17 protein-coding genes are annotated in these 17,701 nt (G+C 67.3%); 7 read left to right on the top strand and 10 right to left on the bottom strand.

Going from position 1 to position 17,701, the window contains the following annotated elements; translation table 11 throughout:
* Positions 1-84: 84 nt before the first annotated feature.
* The gene (locus tag AB0K82_RS03920; RefSeq protein WP_364392407.1) at positions 85-1,389 is read left to right on the top strand and encodes a DivIVA domain-containing protein; all 1,305 of its coding nucleotides are present in this window, start codon (positions 85-87) and stop codon (positions 1,387-1,389) included.
* A 93-nt stretch (positions 1,390-1,482) separates the two neighbouring features.
* On the top strand, positions 1,483-2,694 hold the full coding sequence (locus AB0K82_RS03915) for an AI-2E family transporter (protein WP_364392404.1): 1,212 nt from the start codon (positions 1,483-1,485) through the stop codon (positions 2,692-2,694).
* 16 nt (positions 2,695-2,710) lie between these two features.
* On the opposite strand, the gene AB0K82_RS03910 is transcribed toward AB0K82_RS03915, so the two are convergent.
* The 3 genes from AB0K82_RS03910 to AB0K82_RS03900 form a co-directional block, all read right to left on the bottom strand.
* Positions 2,711-3,496: an alpha/beta hydrolase gene (locus tag AB0K82_RS03910; protein ID WP_364392402.1), complete on the bottom strand. Its 786-nt coding sequence runs from the start codon at positions 3,494-3,496 to the stop codon at positions 2,711-2,713.
* Positions 3,497-3,624: 128 nt separating this feature from the next.
* On the bottom strand, positions 3,625-4,335 hold the full coding sequence (locus tag AB0K82_RS03905; protein ID WP_364392400.1) for an alpha/beta hydrolase: 711 nt from the start codon (positions 4,333-4,335) through the stop codon (positions 3,625-3,627).
* 12 nt (positions 4,336-4,347) lie between these two features.
* On the bottom strand, positions 4,348-4,659 hold the full coding sequence (locus AB0K82_RS03900; protein ID WP_364392398.1) for an ATP/GTP-binding protein: 312 nt from the start codon (positions 4,657-4,659) through the stop codon (positions 4,348-4,350).
* Positions 4,660-4,751: 92 nt separating this feature from the next.
* Here AB0K82_RS03900 and AB0K82_RS03895 point away from each other — a divergent pair, with 92 nt between their 5' ends.
* Positions 4,752-5,942 carry a transposase gene (locus tag AB0K82_RS03895; RefSeq protein WP_364392396.1) on the top strand — a complete coding sequence of 397 codons (1,191 nt, stop codon included), beginning with the start codon at positions 4,752-4,754 and terminating at the stop codon, positions 5,940-5,942.
* A gap of 221 nt (positions 5,943-6,163) precedes the next feature.
* Positions 6,164-6,316, top strand: a complete 153-nt coding sequence (locus AB0K82_RS03890; RefSeq protein ID WP_364392393.1) for a hypothetical protein — start codon at positions 6,164-6,166, stop codon at positions 6,314-6,316.
* 66 nt (positions 6,317-6,382) lie between these two features.
* Here the strand turns inward: AB0K82_RS03890 and AB0K82_RS03885 are convergent, their stop codons facing one another.
* Together AB0K82_RS03885 and AB0K82_RS03880 are read right to left on the bottom strand one after the other, a co-directional pair.
* Positions 6,383-8,020: a 3-hydroxybutyryl-CoA dehydrogenase gene (locus AB0K82_RS03885; RefSeq protein ID WP_364392391.1), complete on the bottom strand. Its 1,638-nt coding sequence runs from the start codon at positions 8,018-8,020 to the stop codon at positions 6,383-6,385.
* A 67-nt stretch (positions 8,021-8,087) separates the two neighbouring features.
* The gene (locus tag AB0K82_RS03880; RefSeq protein ID WP_364392389.1) at positions 8,088-9,233 is read right to left on the bottom strand and encodes an NAD(P)/FAD-dependent oxidoreductase; all 1,146 of its coding nucleotides are present in this window, start codon (positions 9,231-9,233) and stop codon (positions 8,088-8,090) included.
* Positions 9,234-9,341: 108 nt separating this feature from the next.
* On the opposite strand from AB0K82_RS03880, the gene AB0K82_RS03875 reads away from it, so the two are divergent.
* Positions 9,342-9,935 (top strand): helix-turn-helix domain-containing protein, encoded by a 594-nt coding sequence (locus AB0K82_RS03875; protein ID WP_364392387.1) that lies wholly within the window; start codon positions 9,342-9,344, stop codon positions 9,933-9,935.
* A gap of 147 nt (positions 9,936-10,082) precedes the next feature.
* On the opposite strand, the gene AB0K82_RS03870 is transcribed toward AB0K82_RS03875, so the two are convergent.
* The 5 genes from AB0K82_RS03870 to AB0K82_RS03850 all read right to left on the bottom strand — a co-directional run bounded on the left by AB0K82_RS03870 (position 10,083) and on the right by AB0K82_RS03850 (position 16,292).
* Positions 10,083-11,882, bottom strand: a complete 1,800-nt coding sequence (locus AB0K82_RS03870) for an ABC transporter ATP-binding protein (protein ID WP_364392385.1) — start codon at positions 11,880-11,882, stop codon at positions 10,083-10,085.
* 373 nt (positions 11,883-12,255) lie between these two features.
* Complete coding sequence (locus AB0K82_RS03865) at positions 12,256-14,142, bottom strand: asparagine synthase-related protein (RefSeq protein ID WP_364392383.1); 1,887 nt, start codon at positions 14,140-14,142, stop codon at positions 12,256-12,258.
* Between the two features lie 20 nt (positions 14,143-14,162).
* Positions 14,163-14,978 carry a lasso peptide biosynthesis B2 protein gene (locus AB0K82_RS03860; protein WP_364392380.1) on the bottom strand — a complete coding sequence of 272 codons (816 nt, stop codon included), beginning with the start codon at positions 14,976-14,978 and terminating at the stop codon, positions 14,163-14,165.
* A 309-nt stretch (positions 14,979-15,287) separates the two neighbouring features.
* On the bottom strand, positions 15,288-15,509 hold the full coding sequence (locus tag AB0K82_RS03855; RefSeq protein WP_364392378.1) for a hypothetical protein: 222 nt from the start codon (positions 15,507-15,509) through the stop codon (positions 15,288-15,290).
* A 201-nt stretch (positions 15,510-15,710) separates the two neighbouring features.
* On the bottom strand, positions 15,711-16,292 hold the full coding sequence (locus AB0K82_RS03850; protein WP_364392375.1) for an AAA family ATPase: 582 nt from the start codon (positions 16,290-16,292) through the stop codon (positions 15,711-15,713).
* Between the two features lie 200 nt (positions 16,293-16,492).
* Between AB0K82_RS03850 and AB0K82_RS03845 the strand changes: the two genes are divergently transcribed.
* Complete coding sequence (locus AB0K82_RS03845) at positions 16,493-17,371, top strand: helix-turn-helix transcriptional regulator (protein ID WP_364392372.1); 879 nt, start codon at positions 16,493-16,495, stop codon at positions 17,369-17,371.
* On the top strand, positions 17,368-17,541 hold the full coding sequence (locus AB0K82_RS03840; protein ID WP_364392370.1) for a DUF397 domain-containing protein: 174 nt from the start codon (positions 17,368-17,370) through the stop codon (positions 17,539-17,541). Before AB0K82_RS03845 ends, AB0K82_RS03840 begins: the two co-directional genes overlap by 4 nt.
* Positions 17,542-17,701: the final 160 nt, after the last annotated feature.

Below are 17,701 nucleotides of genomic sequence, written 5' to 3'. Positions count from 1 at the left end.
ACCCCGTAACACGCAGTACTCGCGCGGCCATCGTCTGGTACCTCCACCACTTGTAGCCGTCTCGTCACAGCAGGATTGAGCCTCATGCAGTCCGACATCGACGCCCAGCTCAGCAACTTCTTCGAAGACAGCACGCCCCCACGCGAGTTCGACGTGGTGCTGCGCGGCTACGACCGGCACCAGGTCGAAGAGCACATCAAGCAGCTCGACGCCGAGGTCCGCCAGAGCCGTGAGCAGACTCAGGCACTGCAACGGGAGCTCTCCGACGCACATCGTCAGCTCCAGGAACAGGAGCGACCCACCTATTCCGGCCTCGGCGCGCGCATCGAGCAGTTGCTGCGCCTCGCCGAGGAGCAGGCGACCGAGCTCGTGCAGGCCGCCCGCACGGAGGCCAATGAGATCAAGGCCGCCGCGAAGGTCGACGCCGCGGAGTTGCGCGCCGCCGCGGAGAGCGAGGCGGCCGATGTCCGCGCCACCGCCAAGCGCGAGGGCGACGACATGCGCAACGCGGCCGAGCGCGAGGCCGAGGAGGTGCGCACGGCGGCCCGCCGGCACGCCGACGAGCTGACCTCCACCACCGAGCGCGAGGTCGCCAAGCTGCGCGCCACCGCCGACCACGAGGTCGCCGAGAAGCGCGCCAGCGCCGAGCGGGAGATCGCCAAGCTCCGGACCACGACCGAGCGGGAGGTCGCCCAGCTGCGGGCGTCCACCAAGCGCGAGCGCGACGAGATCCTCACCACCGCCAAGCGCCAGGCCGACGAGATGCGGGCGCAGGCCAACCGCATCCTCGAGGAGAGCGAGGCGCAGCGGGCCCAGGCCGAGGCCGAGTTCGAGATCCAGCTGGCCGCCCGGCGCGAAGAGGCCGAGCGGCAGGACGCCGAGCGGCACGCGGCCGCGCAGAGCGCCACGCAGAAGCTCGTGGCCGAGGCCGAGCAGCGTGCGGCGTCCGCCGAGCAGCGCGCCACCAAGGCGACCCAGCAGGCCGAGCAGACGCGCCGCGAGGCCGACAGCCACGCCAAGCAGCTCGTCGCCAACGCCCGCAAGAACTCCGAGCAGATCATCGCCGAGGCGAAGTCCCAGGCCGAGCACCTGCTCAGCGAGACCAAGAGCGAGGCCGAGCGGATGCGCACCACGGCCCAGCGACAGGTCGACGAGCTCACGCGCCAGCGGGACAGCATCACCAGCCACCTCAACCAGCTCCGTCAGCTCATCGGCGGCGTGTCCGCGCCGATGGGCGGACCGACCGAGGAGGCCATCGCCGCGCCGCCGGAGAAGCCCGCGATCGCCCCGGCCGAGCCCAAGCCCGCGCCGAAGCCGGCGCCCGCGGCGGCCGCGCCCGCGGCGGAGGCCAAGAAGAAGGACGAAGACGACGACTGGTGGCAGGAGTAACATCCTCCGCCGTTCGACCGCACTGAGCCGGACAAGAGCCTAGGGGCCGTAATCCCCTAGGCTCTTGTCGATATCTAGCTCAAGGAGACGTGCGTGCCGGCGGAAACCCCCCACGACGGCGGACAGCGCGAGGAGGTCGGGACCCTCGCGGACAGTGCCCGGCAGCCGGCGGGCGAGGTCGCCGCGCTCGATCCGGTCACCGACATCGCGGCCCGGGAGCGTGAGGCGGGCGTCGACGCGCTGTTCCCCTTCGGCCGCCCGGGCCGTCCGCTGACCCGCAGTCACCCGTTCATCTTCGGCTTCTACGGCGCGCTCGGGGTGCTGGCCGCCTACATGCTGGTCAAGGCGGTCACCGACGCCCGGCAGGTGATCGTCCTGATCGTCGTCGCGCTGTTCCTCGCCGTGGGCCTCAACCCGGCGGTCGAGGCGCTGACGCGGTTGGGCGTGTCCCGCCGGTGGGGCGTGCTCATCGTCTTCCTGTGCCTGGTCGGGTTCTTCGTCGGCTTCGGCTTCGCCATCGTGCCGCCGCTGACCGAACAGATCACCGCCTTCATCAACAACCTCAGCAGCGGCAACGGCTACCTCGAGCAGCTGGCGCACAACCCGAAGCTGCAAGACTGGGACCACCGCTACCACCTGCTCGAACGCGCCCAGACGGCGGTGCAGAGCAAGGACCTGGGCAAGCAGGCCGCCAACGGGATCCTCGGCGTCGGCCAAGTGGTGATCAGTGGCGTGTTCAGCACGTTCACCGTGTTGATCCTCACGCTCTACTTCCTCGGCTCGCTGCCGAACATCACCGGCTTCATGTACCGCCTGGCGCCCAGGTCCCGGCGCGCCCGCGTCGCGCTGCTGGGCGACGAGATCCTCTCCCGCATCGGCGGGTACGTCGCCGGCAACGTCCTCATCTCGGTCATCGCCGGGATCGTGGCCTACATCTATCTGCTGATCGTCAACGTCCCGTACGCCATCGCGCTGGCCATGCTGGTGGCCATCACCGACCTGATCCCCCTGATCGGGGCGACGATCGGGGCCGTCCTCGTCACCGCGATCGCGTTCTTCTCCGGCTTCTGGATCGGCATCGCCACCGCGATCTTCTTCCTGATCTACCAGCAGGTCGAGAACTACCTGGTCCAGCCGCGCGTGATGAAGAGGTCCGTCGACGTCCAGCCGGCCGTCACGATCATCGCGGCCCTCCTCGGCGGCGCGCTCCTCGGCGTGATCGGCGCGCTGCTGGCCATCCCCACCGCGGCCGCGGTCGCGTTGATCCTCCGCGAGGTCGTCATGCCCCGCCAGGAGAGCTCCTGACCGTACGGCCGTCGGGTCAGCGGGTCGTACGGCCGAGCGCCGCCGCGAACTCCGCCACCGCGTCGTTGAACAGCTGTGGTTGCTCGACGGCGGTGAGGTGGCCGGATCCGGGCACGAGGGTGAGCTCGGCGTTCGGCAGGGCGCCGGCCATCGCCCGCGCGTCCTCCTCCGTCGTGATCTCGTCCTCCGCGCCATGGATGACGAGCGCCGGGGACCGCAGTTCGGCGAGGGACTCCAGGGCGTCCGGGCGGGCCGCCATCGCCCGCTGTGCCCACGCCGCGGCGGCCGGGGGCGCCGACTGCACGAGCCCGCGCACCCGCCCGTAGATCAGCGCGCGCTGCCGCATCGTCGTCGGCCCGACCAGCCGTGGCAATAAATCCTCGAGGAGGACGTCCACGGTCTTGTCCTCCTCCAGCCGCTCCGCCATACGCAGCCGGCCGGCCCGCGCCGTCTCGGTGTCGGCCGTGGCCTTCGTGTCGGCGAGCACCAGGCCGAGGACGCGATCCGCGTGCCGGCGGCAGAACGCGAGCGTGATGTAGCCGCCCATCGACAGCCCGCCGACGACGGCCCGGTCGATGCCCTTCGCGTCGAGCAGCGCGGCGACGTCGTCCGCCATCACGTCGACCGAGGGTTCCGCGGTGCCGAGCGGGGACCCGCCGAAGCCGCGCAGGTCCGGTGTCACCACCCGGAACCGTGCGGACAGTGCCTCCCGCTGAGCCAGCCACATGGCGGACGACAGCGGGAACGCGTGCAGCAGGACCAGCGGTGTCCCGTCTCCGACGTCACGGCTGTACAGCTGCACGGCTATCACCTCATCGGGTAAGAATCCGGCTCAGCCCGGCGAACGCCCGGACCCCGTTATCCTCACCGCTGCGGATCGATCCGCCGAGAGGGTGGCCGTGTTCGGTCGCGGAGGTTTAGAAAATCCTTCTACTCGACCTCGGTGGGCAGCGGGTACGCCTCCGGCGCGACGCGGCGCACGATCTCGTTCAGCACGATCCGGACGTACGGCTCACCCACCCACAGGTGCTTGGCGTCGTCGACGCCGACGACCTCCGCCTGCGGCACCCGCTTGAAGCGCTCGCGGGCCTCCGCCGGCTGCAGGTAGTCGTCGCGTTCCGGGACGAGCGCGACGAGCGGGCGGCCGAACTCCGCCCAGGCGTCGAGGTCGGCGTCGGTCGCCCGGTGCAGCGGTGGGGACAGCAGGATCGCGCCCTCCACGAGCGGGTCGTGGCCCCACTTGAGGGCCAGCTCGGTGCCGAACGACCAGCCGAGCAGCCACGCCCGCGGCAGGTCGTGGTACTCGGCGTACTCGAGCGCCGCCGCAACGTCGTACCGCTCGGAGTCGCCGCCGCCGAACTCCCCCTCGCTCGTCCCGCGTTCGCTGGTCGTGCCGCGCGTGTTGAACCGCAGCACGGCGAGCCCGGCGAGGGCCGGCAGCCGGTAGGACGCCTTGCGCAGCACGTGGCTGTCCATCATGCCGCCGTGCGTCGGCAGCGGGTGCAGGCAGATGAGGGTGGCGACCGGCGGCCGGTCCTCGGGCACGGCCAGCTCGCCGACGAGGGTGAGGCCGTCGGCGGTCCGCAGCTCGATGTCGGTACGACGCGCGGGCAGCACCGTGCTCGCCCGGATCTCCCCCATCGCGGTCCCTTCTCAGTAGCGCGGTCCCCGACGGGACCGTTGGATGTTCGGCAGCCGGTTCAGCCGGTGGTTCCAGCACGGCCGGTGCCAGTGCCGCCGGTCGTCGGGCCCACCGCCCTCGGCGGGCCAGGCCACGAGATGCCCGACGCCGGGTGTGATCTCCTGGTCGCAGCCCGGACAGCGGTACGCCTTGGTCCCGCCGGCCACCGGCCGTACGATCCAGTCGCCGTCCGGCCCCTCCTCGATCCGCTGCGGACCGCCGAACGCGCTCGCCCCGGTCTCCCGGACGGTGTCGCGACCACGGCGGTTCTTGCGCGGACTCATCGGTCGTGCGGCGTGGAGTCCCCGGCCTTCGGGCCGGGGAGGGAACGCCGCTTCCTCCTCTGATTGTCGGTGGTGGTGTTTAGGGTGCGGGCATGCGGTTCCGGCTTGCGCCCACGCCCGCTCAAGAGCAGGCGCTGCTGGAGCACTGTACACATGCCCGATATATATGGAATCTCGCGGTCGAGCAGCACCAACATTGGCGACCGGGACGGAAGAACGCGCCGGGCTATGCCGAGCAGTCCCGCCAGTTGACCGAAGCGAGACGAGAGTTCGCATGGCTGGCGGCGGGTTCCCAAACCGTACGACAGCAGGCCCTGCGAGACTTCGCCCAGGCCATGGCGGGCTTCTTCGCCGGGACGCATCGGCGGCCGACCTGGCGTAAAGCAGGTCGGCATGAGGGGTTCCGGATCGTCGGGCAGCGCGGCAACCACTGGGACGTACGCCGCCTGGCCCGCAAGACGGGACAGGTGTGGATCCCGAAGGTCGGCTGGGTGAAGTTCCGCTGGTCCCGTAACGTTCCGGACGACGCCAAGTCGTTCCGGGTCAACCGAGACCGGGCGGGCCGCTGGCACGTCGCATTCGCGGTGATCCCACCCCCAATCAATGGACCCAGTACGGGCGAGGTCGTAGGTATAGATCGCGGGGTGGCCGTCTCGGCCGCGCTCTCGACAGGTGAGCGGTTGTCCGTGCCGGGCCTGCGCGAGACCGAGGCCAACCGCCTGCGGCGGCTGCAGCGCAGGCTCGCGCGCGCCAAGCTCGGGTCGAACCGCCGCGCGCAGATCAAGACCGTGATCGCCCAGTTGAAGGCGCGTGAGACCGATCGGCGTAAGGACTGGGTGGAGCAGGCCTCCACCGCCCTGTCCCGCCGCTACGACGTCATCCGGGTCGAAGACCTGAAGATCAAGAGCATGGTGCGGTCCGCGCGCGGCACCCTCGACGCGCCGGGCACGAACGTGCGGGCCAAGGCCGGACTCAACCGCTCCATCCACGCGGCCGGCTGGGGTCTTCTGGTGACCCGTCTGGAGCAGAAGGCGCCGGGCCGGGTGGAGAAGGTCGATCCCGCGTATACGTCTCAGAGCTGTCATGCCTGTGGGCATTGCGCTGCGGAGAGCCGTGAGAGCCAAGCGGTCTTTCGCTGTCGCGCCTGCGGGCATACCGATCACGCGGACGTGAACGCGGCCAAGAACATCGCGGCAGGACGTGCCGTGACAGCGCGAGGAGCCCTCCAGCCGCCGGGCGGGGCCGTGAACCGCGAACCTCAACCTGTTCTCACCCCCGGGTAGAAATCGGGTTGGAATCCCCCGCCTTCAGGCGGGGGAGGACGTCAAGGCGTTCAGGGTACGGGGACCGGGCCGTACGGGCCGAACCACCTGCCCGCGCCAATGCCCGACGGATCCATGAATGCGCGCGATAAGGGTTGCCGCCCGGTCTTGCTCGAGGACGATCCATTCATAAGTAAGCAGTCCAGCCATCGGCGGACCCAAACCGAGACAGGTGGATCGACATGAGCGCGAACACGGACTCCAAGCAGACCACCACCGACAACAACGCCGGGCGCAGCCAGGGCAGCGGCAGCAGCGACAACCGCAACCGCAACCGCAACGGCAGCGTCAAGGAGGGCGACAACATCAAGGCGCACCTGGGCTGGCGGATCTAGTACTCGCCACTTCGGTGTCACCGGAGCGGCCCCTCGGGGCCGCTCCATCTTTTTGTTCCGATTGTCTCAGCGGAACGTGCGGCCGGCGGTGAACAGCTCCTCCAGGAGCGGCGCGGGCGCGTAGGCCGGCTCGCGGTACTCGGTGTAGAGGGCGCGCAGCACCTCCACCGCGTGGCCGAGGCCGAGCCGGTCGAGGTCGGCGATCGGCCCGATCGGGTACCCGCAGCCGTAGCGCATCGCGGCGTCGATGGAGTCCGCGTCGGCGTACCCCGTCTCGAGCATGCGGACGGCGTCGTTGAGGTACGGGACGCGCAGCGCGTCGACGATGAACCCGGCGCGGTCGCGGCAGCGCACCGGACGCCTGCCGAGCGCCGTGACGTACTCGGCGGCCCGGCGCACGACCTCCGGAGCGGTCACCACGGTCGCGGCGATCTCCACGAGCTCGCCCGCCGGGTCGGGCAGGTTCAGCCCGATGACGTCCTGCGGCCGGTCGGTCGCGGCCGCCACCTCGATCACCGGCACCGTGGTCGTCGTCGTGGCGAGGACGGCGCCCGGCTTGGCCACGTCGTCGACGGCGGCGAACAGCGACCGCTTCACCGACGTGTCCTCGGCCACCGCCTCGACGATGAGGTCGCAGTCGGCGAGCAGCCCCAGCTCGGTGCCGCCCTCGACGGGTTGCTCCAGCGCCGTACGGACGGCGTCGGCCTTCTCCGCGTCCCCCGCCACGAACCGGACGTCGGCCCCGGCCCGCAGGCAGCCGCTGATGAGGGCGACGGCGAGCGGCCCCGACCCGACGACGCCCACCCGCGGCGGCGCCCCGGCCGGTTCGGCCTCGGCCGCGGCGGCCGGCTCGCCGTAGGAGTAGAAGCCGCGGCCGGTCTTGCGGCCCAGCAGGCCGGCGGTGACCATCTGCCGGAGGATCGGCGCGGGCGCGTGCCGCCGGTCCCGCGTCTCCCGGTAGATCGCCTCGCAGACCTCCAGCGAGACGTCCAGCCCGATGAGGTCCATCAGCGTCAGCGGGCCCATCGGCAGGCCGGTCGCCTTCATCGCCGCGTCGATGTCCGCACGGCTCGCGTGCCCGGCGTCGTACATCGCCGCCGCCTGGTTGAGGTAGCCGAACAGCAGCCGGTTCGCGATGAACCCGGCCCGGTCGCCGACCGTCACGCCGACCTTGCCGAGCCGCTCGACCAGCCCCTGGACGACGGACAGGGCCTCCGGCCGGGTCAGCACGGAGTGGATGATCTCGACGAGTTTCATCACCGGCGCGGGGTTGAAGAAGTGCACCCCGACGACCTGCTCCGGCCGGTTCGTGCTGACGGCGATCTCGGTGACCGACAGGGACGAGGTGTTGGTGGCGAGCACGGCGTCGGCCCGGCAGACCTCGTCGAGCTGCTCGAACACGCGGCGCTTGAGCTGGAGCTGCTCCGGCACGGCCTCGATGACCAGGTCGCAGTCGCCGAGCGCGCCGAACGACGTGGACAGCGTGATCCGGTCGAGGATCGCCTGCTGCTCCTCGGCGGACAGCTTCCCGCGCTTGACCGCTCGGCCGGTGGAGTTCTCCAGGTGACCGCGCCCGCGCTGCAGCGCCTCGTCGCCCACCTCGACCCCGACGACGTCCAGCCCACTACGGGCCAGCACCTCGGCGATCCCGGCCCCCATCGTCCCGAGCCCCACGACCCCGACCTTGTTCAGCGAAGCAGCCATGCCCGCAGTCTCCCAAAGCCCTGGCCCGCTCCCAAGACCAGCCCCGATCGGGCACCGTCACCGGCGCTCAGGACCTGGTGTCGCCATCGTCGCCGAAGTCGGGGACGTCGGCGGACAGCAGGTGTTCGGCGCCGCCTTCGAGGGCCTTGGCCGTCTCGGTGGAGCGGGGAAGCATGGTCTTCTCGTAGGTGTGGATCGCGTCGTCGACGGTGGCGGCGTTCGCGAGAGCGAGAGCGAGTTCACTGGCGTCGAGCATGGCGAGGTTGACGCCGACGCCGAGCGGAGGCATGAGGTGGGCGGCGTCGCCGAGCAGGGTCACCGTGGGGTCGTGTTCCCAGGTGTGCGGGACCGGCAGGGCGAAGATCGGACGATCGACGTAGGGGCCGTCGTTGTCGCTGATCATCTGGCGCATGCGGGGCGACCAGTGGGCGTACTCCACGAGTAGCAGGGCGCGGATCCCGTCGGTGTCGTCGGCGGCCAGGCCGCTCGCGGTGATCCAGTCGACCGGGACTCGTTGGATGAGGTAGACGCGGATGTGGTCTCCGCTGTTGCGCTGGGCGAACAGGCCGCGGTCGCCGTCGGCTGCGGCGGCGCTGCCCTGGCCGACCAGCTCGGCGATGTCCGGGTGCCGGTTCTCGACGTCGGAGAACCATGCCTCCAGGAAGCTCACCCCGGTGTACGCCGGGACGGCGGGGGACACGGCCGGGCGTACCCGGGAGAAGGCGCCGTCGGCGCCGATGACCAGATCGGTCTCGACGGTGGTGCCGTCGGCGAAGTGCAACCGCCGCGGCCCGTCGGCGGGCCCGCTGATCGTTTCGAGGGCACGGCCCCAGTGCACGGTTCCCGGTCGCAGGGAGTCGAGCAGCAGGTCGCGCAGCTGACCGCGGTCGATCTCCGGCTTGAAGAGCTCGTCGGCCTCCGGGACGTTGTGGAACGTGATCGTGCCGGTCGGGTCCATCTGGCGCATCTCCTGCCCTTCGGGGCGGGCCAGCTCGAAGAACGCGTCGAGCAGGCCGGCTTCGCGCAGGGCGATCTGGCCGTTGTCGGCGTGCAGGTCGAGCGTGCCGCCCTGGTTGCGCGCGTCGGGCCCGGTGTCGCGGTCGTAGACGGTGACCGCCATGCCGCGCTGCTGGAGGATGCGGGCGCAGGTCAGCCCGCCGGGCCCGGCGCCGATGACGCTGATCCTGGCGTGGTCAGGTGCTGGGGAGTTCATGGCCGTTCCTTCCAATCGGATGCTCTCAGCGCCTAGAAAAGCAGACCGAATCGAAAAGTGCAACGAGTTAACTTATCTTTCGATACAACTAGTGGATAGACTCAACTCATGACCATGCCTCCTGTCGGCCGCCGTGAACGTAAGAAGGCGGCCACCCGGCAAGCGATCGCCGACGCGGCGCTGCGGCTCTTCCTGGAGCGCGGCTACGAGCGGGTGAGCATCCGTGACATCGCCGACGCCGCCGACGTGTCGCCCGCCACGGTGTTCAAGCACTTCACCGGCAAGGAGGCCCTGGTGTTCGACCAGGCCGAGGCCCGGGAGTCGGAACTGATCGCCGCAGTCCGGCAGCGAACCGCCGGCCAGAGCATCCTCAACGCCCTCCGGCAGCACGTCCTCGACACCTGGCTGCCGATCGCAGCGCATCCGCAGCGGGCCGAGTTCATCAACTTGGTGGACTCCACGCCGGCGCTACGCGCGTACGCCGAACGCATGTGGACTCGGCACACCGACGCCCTCGGCGCAGCCATCGCCGACGAACTCGGCGTCGACCACGACGACCTCGCATGCGCGACTCTCGCGCGATTCGTCCTCGAGGTCCCGGCTCTCGCGCGCGGCCGGCAGGACCGCCGAGCCGCCGTCGAGACGATCTTCGACGTCCTCGCCCACGGCTGGCGACCGCCGAACGAGTCGCCCGCCCCGTAGCGCCCGGGCCGTTGCTCCGGGCCACCTCGCGGACCGGACGAAGACGAAGTGGGTCTGACATGACCACGAACAACGACACCGCCGCCATGCCGCAGGACTACCCGAGCCCGTCGGCCGCCGTGCGACCGGGCTACTCCGAGGGCGCGGTCACCGAGCCTTCTGTACGCCGTAGGCGGCGTACTGAGTGGCGGCCAGTTCGGCGTACAGGGAATTGGTGGCGAGAAGGTCGGCGTGACTGCCGATCGCCTCTATCCGGCCGGCGTTCATGACGATGATGCGGTCGGCCAGCGCGACAGTGGACAGCCGGTGCGCGATGATCAGCACGGTGATGCTGCGGGCGGCCTCGGCGACGGTATCGCGCAGCGCGGCCTCGTTGACCGCGTCGAGTTGTGATGTCACTTCGTCGAGAAGGAGCAGCCTCGGACGGCGCAGCAGGGCCCGGGCGATGGCCACTCGCTGGCGTTGTCCTCCGGACAGTTCGACGCCGTGGGGCCCTACCTCGGTGTCGAGTCCGAGAGGGAGGCGCTCGATCAGTTCGTTGAGGCGGGTGGCATGCAGAATGTCGCGCAATGCATCGTCCCCGGCGAGCGGGGCTCCGAGGAGCAGGTTGTCACGCAGGGTTCCCGACAGCACGGGCGTCTCCTGCTCGACGTAGCCGATGAGGGCACGGAGGCGGGCGATCGGCCAGGCGGTGACGTCGATGCCGTCGAGGAGGACCCGGCCGGAATCGGCCTCGTAGAACCGTTCGAGGAGGGAGAAGATGGTGGTCTTGCCGGCCCCGGACGGGCCGACGATGGCGGTCGTGCCCAACGCCGGAATCGCGAAAGTGACATCGTGGTGCGCCTTCGGTGCGTCCGGCCGGTAGCGGAAGTGCACACCTTCGAACGCCACCGCAGCCGGGGCGGGGCCTGCGCTCCCGTCGCCGGACCTGCGGCCGAGCCGATCGTCGCGGCCACGCTCCTGACGAGGTTCCACCGACGAGCCGGCGGGTTCGCGGGGTAGCTGTTCGACCTCGCGGATGCGAGCGACCGCCCCGACACCGATCTGGTAGCCGGTGACCGCGGCCACCAACTGCTGTGCCGCCGGCAGCAGGTAGGACACATACAGCAGGAATGCGATCAGAGTGCCGACATCGATGGCATTGGAAGCCACCCGTGCTCCGCCTACGCCGAGCACCGTCAGGAAGGCGATCTCTGACGAGGGCCTCGCTGCGCTGCCGGCGAGAGCCTGCCATTTGGCGGCACGCAAGCTGCCCTGCCAGGCCTGGACCGCGGCGGCGTGGATGCGTTGACCTTCAGCCTGCTCGGCACCGGCCGCCTTGACGGTTCGGAAGGCGCCGAGCGTCCGTTCCAAGGCCGCCCCCATCAGTCCGACAGACCGTTGTATCTCGCGAGTGGCGTGCCTTATCCGTGGCAGTACCGCACTGATCACCGACCACGTCAGCGCGATCACGGTCAAGGTGACGGCGAGGAGCACCGGATCCAGCAGTGCCATCAGGAAAAGCGTGGCGAGCGCGGTGAGGCCACCCGTGACCGAGCCGATGAGAGACGTGGTCGTGACCTCGCGCAGCAGTGTCGTGTCGGAGGTGACCCGGGACATCAGATCGCCCGGTTCGGAGTGATCCACCGCGCCGACCCGTAGCCGAAGCAGGCAGGACACCACCCGCCCGCGCGCGGACAGCACCACCGACGCCGAGGTCCGCCGCAGCACGTAGTCGGCGAGGGCTCCGATCACGGAGCTCACCATCACCAGGACGGTCATGAGCAACAACGTCGCCGTCAGGGCTCGACGATGCGAGAGTTCGTCGATGAGCCTCCGCGTGACCAGTGGGAGCGCAAGGCCGGCCGCCCCGCTCAGGACACTCAGCACACCGCCTGCAAGAAGGGCGAGGCGGTGCGGCCGCACATAATCGAGCAGCGCCCGCCAAGCGGCCGAGTGATCATTCATTCACGTCGACCCTCAATCAGGCACACACCCCACCGGGCCGCGCCACGGGGAAGGGGTTGCGATCAGCTCGTGAATCACAACCCCTTCCAACCTGTTCTTGGATTACGATCTGAGCAGCTCATCCGAAGCAGGGGTCGTACTTGTAATTGCCCTGGCCGGAACTCTCCTTGTCGGAACCGGTCCACCCTGCTATCAGCTGCGCCGCCGTTCCAATGGGCAGGATCCATGGAGGTTGATACTCAACGTTTCTCATTATTTCCTCCCGCGTCAGATATTTATCGCCCTTCTCTTTCTCATTGTACGCGCAAAGTCGCTCGCCATACATGACGACCGGAATATTTGTTCGCCATATGACACATAGTTTACCGCGCCATTAGCTTGCATCTCTGGATTCAGCAATGTCAATGACATTCACGCTTTGAGACCTGCGAGACGAGAGGGGGTGCGTCCTCTCAATACTCAGCCAGCCGATCAATGAAAGCGTGATATCGAGGCGTTGCAACTGTCGTGAAGTCACTGCCGCCACTCCAGCTTGTTTGAGCACACTGGAGAGAACGTCCTGATCGAACATCTCCCAAATATCGCCAGGGGCATGGCGGATCAGCTTCTGAAGGGTTGGTTCGTTACGCGTCAATCCCAAGAAGTACACCTCGCCAAAGCCAACCTTAGCGACTTTCCTCTTGCGGATGATTTCGGGGAGCAGACCCTCCATCGCAGCAGCGAGGACTGGTTTCCTTTCTCCCGGCTCTGGCCGCATTCGGGCCTGTATCCCCAATCCGAAAGCGAGCAATCTCGGATCGAGGAAGGGGTGAGAACGTGCAATTCCCAGAGGCGCCGCCACCTCCCATCGAAGTGCGTCGCCAGCTCGTTGCTCGACCATATCAATGGCCAAAGACAGAGCCGTCCGAGAACACCGCCGGTACCTACGTTGGAGCTGCACCATTGTTCGTTCACGCAAGTCGTGGCGACGCGCGAATTCTGGCCTGACCCATGGCGGAATCGTGGCGTCCGTCTGCCGACCGAGTCGCCTCTCGTTGCGACGATGGAATAGGGGTATTCGCCAGGCCGACGCAATCGGTTCAATGCCATATTGCTGCACGACAGCCCACGGGCCGCGGTTGCATGTCTGCGCCCAAATGTGAACCTGTCTCCACGTCTCCAGCAACTTTCCGCTACGCAGCAAGTCCGCCAGATAGTACGGCTGAAGGACGTGCACCTCGTCAGATCCCATGCCCGTAAGCAAGGTCAGACAACCTTCTTGGGCGGCAGCATCGACAGTGCATCGGGATATCGAATCACCCCACAACCCCGTATAAGGCTCATCATAGAGCGGAGGATTTTCGAAGGGGTCGAAGAAAAGGAGGCCGTCCGCCGCGATCTTATGGGCACACATATTCCCTTCGCCGCGAAGAATCGTATCGATATATAGTTGCTCTTTGGAGAGAAGGGGTAGCTTCTCATATATCAGAGATAGAGTATGCAGAGGATACTCACCGACTCCGGAGCGAATCAGATCCCGGGCAAGCAAAGAAATCGAGGTGGAGTCCATCCCTCCAGACAGATCAGCCATCGTGCGTCCATGGATCCGCTCCCGAGTCGCCGCAGTGAGCATAGACCTGTATTGCTCAGCGATCTCCGCCGGAACATTTGAACCTGGATCTACAATGCTCGATACCCAATCGAAGCACTTGCGCCGCTCGACCTCCGCTCCTGGGAGTCCCAGGATCACGGCTGTTCCTGGAAGTACTCGCGCGATCCCTGCGTACGCGCATTCTTCCCTCGGTTCCTCCTCATGAGGCAGCATTGCCATCAGGAACTCGGCGAAGTATTCATAGTTGAGGCGCCGCGGCTCTTGCTCGGCCGCCAGAGCACTCATTTCCGTGGAGAACAATTGCCGATCCGGTCTGTTCATCCAGAACAGAGGATATCCGCCCATCGGGTCACGACTTCCGATCAAACGTCGGCTCTTCGCATCCCAAATAACAAGTGCGAAGTCTCCCTCCAGTAGGTCCAGCGCCGATACACCCATATCTTGATAGGCGGTGAGCGCGAGGTCCGCATCGTTCTCATACAGCGCCGGCGACAGCGACTTGAGTCTTGACATAAGGTCCTGTTTGTAATAGAGCGAACCCATGAGCGCTGCAATGTCGCCGCCCCTACGGATCCACGACGTCAGGCCCGACGGTTGCCCCGAACGAACGATTGCAATCTGAACCTGGAGCTTTCCTGATCGGCGAATAACCGTAAATCCCGGCGCCATCAACCAGGCCCCCTTCGTCGTTATGTGTAGCGTGCGACAGGTGTATGCTGCCGGCAGATATACTCGTCATCGCTGACGATGAAGCCATCCAATTCGCACCAACAGTGGAAAGCCACCGGGTACGCCACCCCCACCACCAGCGTCGGCCGCAGCCCTTGGTCGCGGAGGAGCGCCCAAGAGCACAAAGCCTGGTCTTTGCAGTCGAGGGGCAGCGGATGGCGGGCTCTGAGCCGACGAGTCGTCTCCCTGATGAAGTCCGCCAGTCGTCGGCGATCTGAACAGGCGGCTCCAGTAGGTGCCGAATTCTGCCGACGGCAGGCCTGCCATGTTGCAACCGCTTGCGACCAACCGAGTATCCGGACGGAGACATAGGAAAGGGTCATCAAAGCCGCCATGCGCCTATTGACCGAGCGCGTTCTGGCCTGCACCAACCGCAACAAGATCAGCACGACTCGAGACAGTATCGCCGATCGTCGACCCGATGCTTCAGAGATCTCATCGAGCGGGCAGATGAGTCCTCTACCTGTCAGATCGCGCAAGAACGAGTCAAGGTCTCTACGGATTACCGAGAGAGGCGTCGAGTAAGTGACCGCGGACTTTTCGGCCGCCGAGGCGGTGCCGCCATCAAGGACATCGTGCAGCATCTCGACGGCCGTGCTGGAGAGCGCGTAGAACTGTCCATCAAGATCTAGTAGTTGGCCTGTTCCGTCGGGAAGTCGTAGCAACACGACGTTCGGTGACAGCCGATACTCGCCGCCCCTCCCCTGGAGTACCTGGATCTTCATATCGCTCCCGTGACACCTCCGCTCGCCCGGCTGCGTGACTCCGATCTTCATCGCCGACCCACGATGTCGCTGCGCCAAGGGAGATCTTCACTTCCGCCGATCACTGAGCCATTACATCGGCGACCCGGCCCTGTCCGCGCGATATGCTCACATATACACCTTTTCGTCCACTACGTGAGTCAAAGCGAGGCAACGTCTTATGACAGAATCGGTTGATCGACCTCTACGTTTCCGCGGTCGGCTGAGTCGAGGAACGCGTCGCCGGACGCAACCCCGCTCGTTGGACGGGACCCCCGGCGCAGGGAACGGCACCGCTGGTCGGCCGTGCCGTTCCCTCGCTGCTGTTGTCGACTTTGCTGACTAGCCGCAGGAGTAGCCCTCGTCGCCCCAGTCATCGTCGTCGGTTCGGATCTGGGTGGAGATATGACCGGCGGCGGTGTGCTGAGGCGCGACGGCGATGCCATTGTGAGGTGCGATGGCGACCTGCGCGCCGGCCTGGACGGCGGTTCCCAGGAACAGGGTTGTCGCTCCGGCGAAGGCCGCTCCTGAGATGGCGATAGCAATCCGCTTGGGAATTCTCATGGAACACACCCCTTTGTTCGATCGATGGACATGCGGTTGGCACACACTCAGGACTTGACCGGTAGACGGTATGCGGTGCCTATCCACACTCCACTCGACCTCGCATCACGCCCCGAATCAACCCATATTTCGTTATAAGGCGAAATTTTCACCGATGCTTGGCTGGAGATAAGCGTGTGCTTTAGCAACACCCAGCCGCGTTCACCGAGTCTTTTGCGCGGCGTGCCCGAGGGCGTCGAGAACAAAGCGCGCTCGTTCCGTCACCGCGGTGCGAGGAAGGAGGACCGGTTCATAGCCATAGTCGGTGTAGGCCGCGACGCAGGCGTGGAAGGTCCGCTCCGCCTCCTCGGGAGTCTGCCGACGGTCGTCGTCCCGCCGGTAGATCTCGGGCCAGTGCGGGGCGACGAACACCCGGCGGTCGTACCGGAACCGCTGCGCGGCGGCGTGCAGATGCGGGGGTACGGGCAGCCGCATGAGCCGGAGATACCCGATGACGTCGACGACCCCGCGATCGAAGAAGACCGGCGCGCTCCCGGCCGCCCCGTACTCCGTCGCATGCCGGTACGAGCGCAGGTCCCAAGCGAGCATGAGCTCGGCGAACAGTCCGGGGTCCCGCCAGGGCAGCGCCGCACCGCCGATGGCCACCTGGTCCTGGATGATGGCGCGACCGCCCTCCGGAGCGCACGCGAACCGCTCGCGGCGCAGTTGCTCGATCAGCGTCGTCTTCCCGGCCCCGGGCCCTCCGGTGACCACGACGAACCGGCTCTGCGGCTGAACGGACATGCGAGATCCTCCTCGGTACGGGGAATGCGGAACACGCTCGGGATGAGCGGGAGTTCGCCGGTGGTGCACTGCGGCGAGATGGGGAGAGGCGCGCGGCCGTAGGAGAAGTGGCGCGCGGAAGATGGCGCGCGAGGGGCGCGGGCTGCTTCCAGGGTAGCGATCAGGCGCGGGGAACCCTGGCGTGCCGGTCGAGCTCAGCCGTGCAGGCGGAACCAGGTCGTGGTGCCGTCGCGTTCGGCCTCGACGCCCCATTCGGCGGCGAGCGCGGTCACGATGACGATGCCCCGGCCGTTCTCTGCCTCACCTTAGATGAGGCGGCCCGCGTCCTGATGCGCTCGCCCTCCTCGCTGAGCCGCATCGAGAAGGGCCTGCACCACGTTCCGGTACGGGACCTGGAGTACATCCTCGGCAAGTACGCCGTCACCGACCCCGCCGTACGGGACCGCCTCTTCGGCTGGTGCCGCAACGGCCGCAAGAAGGGCTGGTGGCAGCGCTACGCCACCGACCTCTCCCCCGAGATGATGGACTTCATCGGGCTAGAAGCCGACGCCACCTTCATCGGACTGTTCGAACTGATCCTGGTCCCCGGGCTGCTTCAAACCGAGGCGTACGCCCGCGCGCTCATGGAGAAAGGACAGTTCGCCGACGACCCCGAGCGCATCCACCGACTCGTCGCCGTGCGCATGCTCCGCCAGGAACTGCTACACAGACCAGACACCCCTGAGCTGTGGACGATCATTGACGAAGCGGCGCTGCGGCGGCAGATCGGCGGGCCAAAGATCATGCGCACCCAACTGAAGCATCTAATCGATGCTTCGGATCTGCCGGAAGTAAGAATTCAGGTCATACCCTTCACCACAGGTACACACCGAGGAGTGTCCGGGGCGTCCGAGATCTTGGACATCGGAGATCGCGGCGACCTGCGGATCGTCACGGTCGACTCCTTGACCGTGATGTCCTATCGCGAAGATGAATCAGATATCCAAGCCTACGGTGCGGCCTTCGATCAACTCAGAGCCGCCGCGCTCTCTGAGCGGGAGTCTCAAAAGCTGATCGCCGGGCTATTGTCAGAGCTATGACAACCTCCTATTCACCTAAGCCATCGTGGCGGACGAGCAGCTACAGCGCGGATCAAGGCGGCACGTGCGTGCAGGTAGCCGCCGTGTGGCGGACGAGCAGCCACAGCGGCGAGCAGGGCGGCGAGTGCGTCCAGGTCGCCGTCGTGCGTCCTGGCCTCAGCGGGCGATAGGGGTTTCGGACGGATCGCGCCAAGTTGTAGCCGGGTCGAGCGCTGTTGGCCTTCGGTGGGCGTACCGAATCCTCGGCGAAGCGCTCCGACCGGCCGCGCTCTGCCCTGGTTCGCCACATCTGCGCCAGAGCTTCGCCGAGCCTTTGGCCTGCGGCTGATC

Origin of the sequence: Actinoallomurus sp. NPDC052274 (genome assembly GCF_040679475.1) — a bacterium.
Taxonomy (GTDB): domain Bacteria; phylum Actinomycetota; class Actinomycetes; order Streptosporangiales; family Streptosporangiaceae; genus Actinoallomurus; species Actinoallomurus liliacearum.
The sequence above is the reverse complement of the archived record's forward strand: the minus strand, read 5'-3'. Positions and strand labels throughout refer to the sequence as shown.

What these genes read in the sequence shown, in the direction of transcription:
- AB0K82_RS03920 (WP_364392407.1), top strand. Translation starts at nt 85, where the DNA reads ATGCAGTCCGACATCGACGCCCAGCTCAGCAACTTCTTCGAAGACAGC.
- AB0K82_RS03905 (WP_364392400.1), bottom strand. Translation starts at nt 4,335, where the DNA reads ATGGGGGAGATCCGGGCGAGCACGGTGCTGCCCGCGCGTCGTACCGAC.
- AB0K82_RS03900 (WP_364392398.1), bottom strand. Translation starts at nt 4,659, where the DNA reads ATGAGTCCGCGCAAGAACCGCCGTGGTCGCGACACCGTCCGGGAGACC.
- AB0K82_RS03895 (WP_364392396.1), top strand. Translation starts at nt 4,752, where the DNA reads ATGCGGTTCCGGCTTGCGCCCACGCCCGCTCAAGAGCAGGCGCTGCTG.
- AB0K82_RS03890 (WP_364392393.1), top strand. Translation starts at nt 6,164, where the DNA reads ATGAGCGCGAACACGGACTCCAAGCAGACCACCACCGACAACAACGCC.
- AB0K82_RS03885 (WP_364392391.1), bottom strand. Translation starts at nt 8,020, where the DNA reads ATGGCTGCTTCGCTGAACAAGGTCGGGGTCGTGGGGCTCGGGACGATG.
- AB0K82_RS03880 (WP_364392389.1), bottom strand. Translation starts at nt 9,233, where the DNA reads ATGAACTCCCCAGCACCTGACCACGCCAGGATCAGCGTCATCGGCGCC.
- AB0K82_RS03875 (WP_364392387.1), top strand. Translation starts at nt 9,342, where the DNA reads ATGACCATGCCTCCTGTCGGCCGCCGTGAACGTAAGAAGGCGGCCACC.
- AB0K82_RS03870 (WP_364392385.1), bottom strand. Translation starts at nt 11,882, where the DNA reads ATGAATGATCACTCGGCCGCTTGGCGGGCGCTGCTCGATTATGTGCGG.
- AB0K82_RS03865 (WP_364392383.1), bottom strand. Translation starts at nt 14,142, where the DNA reads ATGGCGCCGGGATTTACGGTTATTCGCCGATCAGGAAAGCTCCAGGTT.
- AB0K82_RS03860 (WP_364392380.1), bottom strand. Translation starts at nt 14,978, where the DNA reads ATGAAGATCGGAGTCACGCAGCCGGGCGAGCGGAGGTGTCACGGGAGC.
- AB0K82_RS03855 (WP_364392378.1), bottom strand. Translation starts at nt 15,509, where the DNA reads ATGAGAATTCCCAAGCGGATTGCTATCGCCATCTCAGGAGCGGCCTTC.
- AB0K82_RS03850 (WP_364392375.1), bottom strand. Translation starts at nt 16,292, where the DNA reads ATGTCCGTTCAGCCGCAGAGCCGGTTCGTCGTGGTCACCGGAGGGCCC.
- AB0K82_RS03840 (WP_364392370.1), top strand. Translation starts at nt 17,368, where the DNA reads ATGACAACCTCCTATTCACCTAAGCCATCGTGGCGGACGAGCAGCTAC.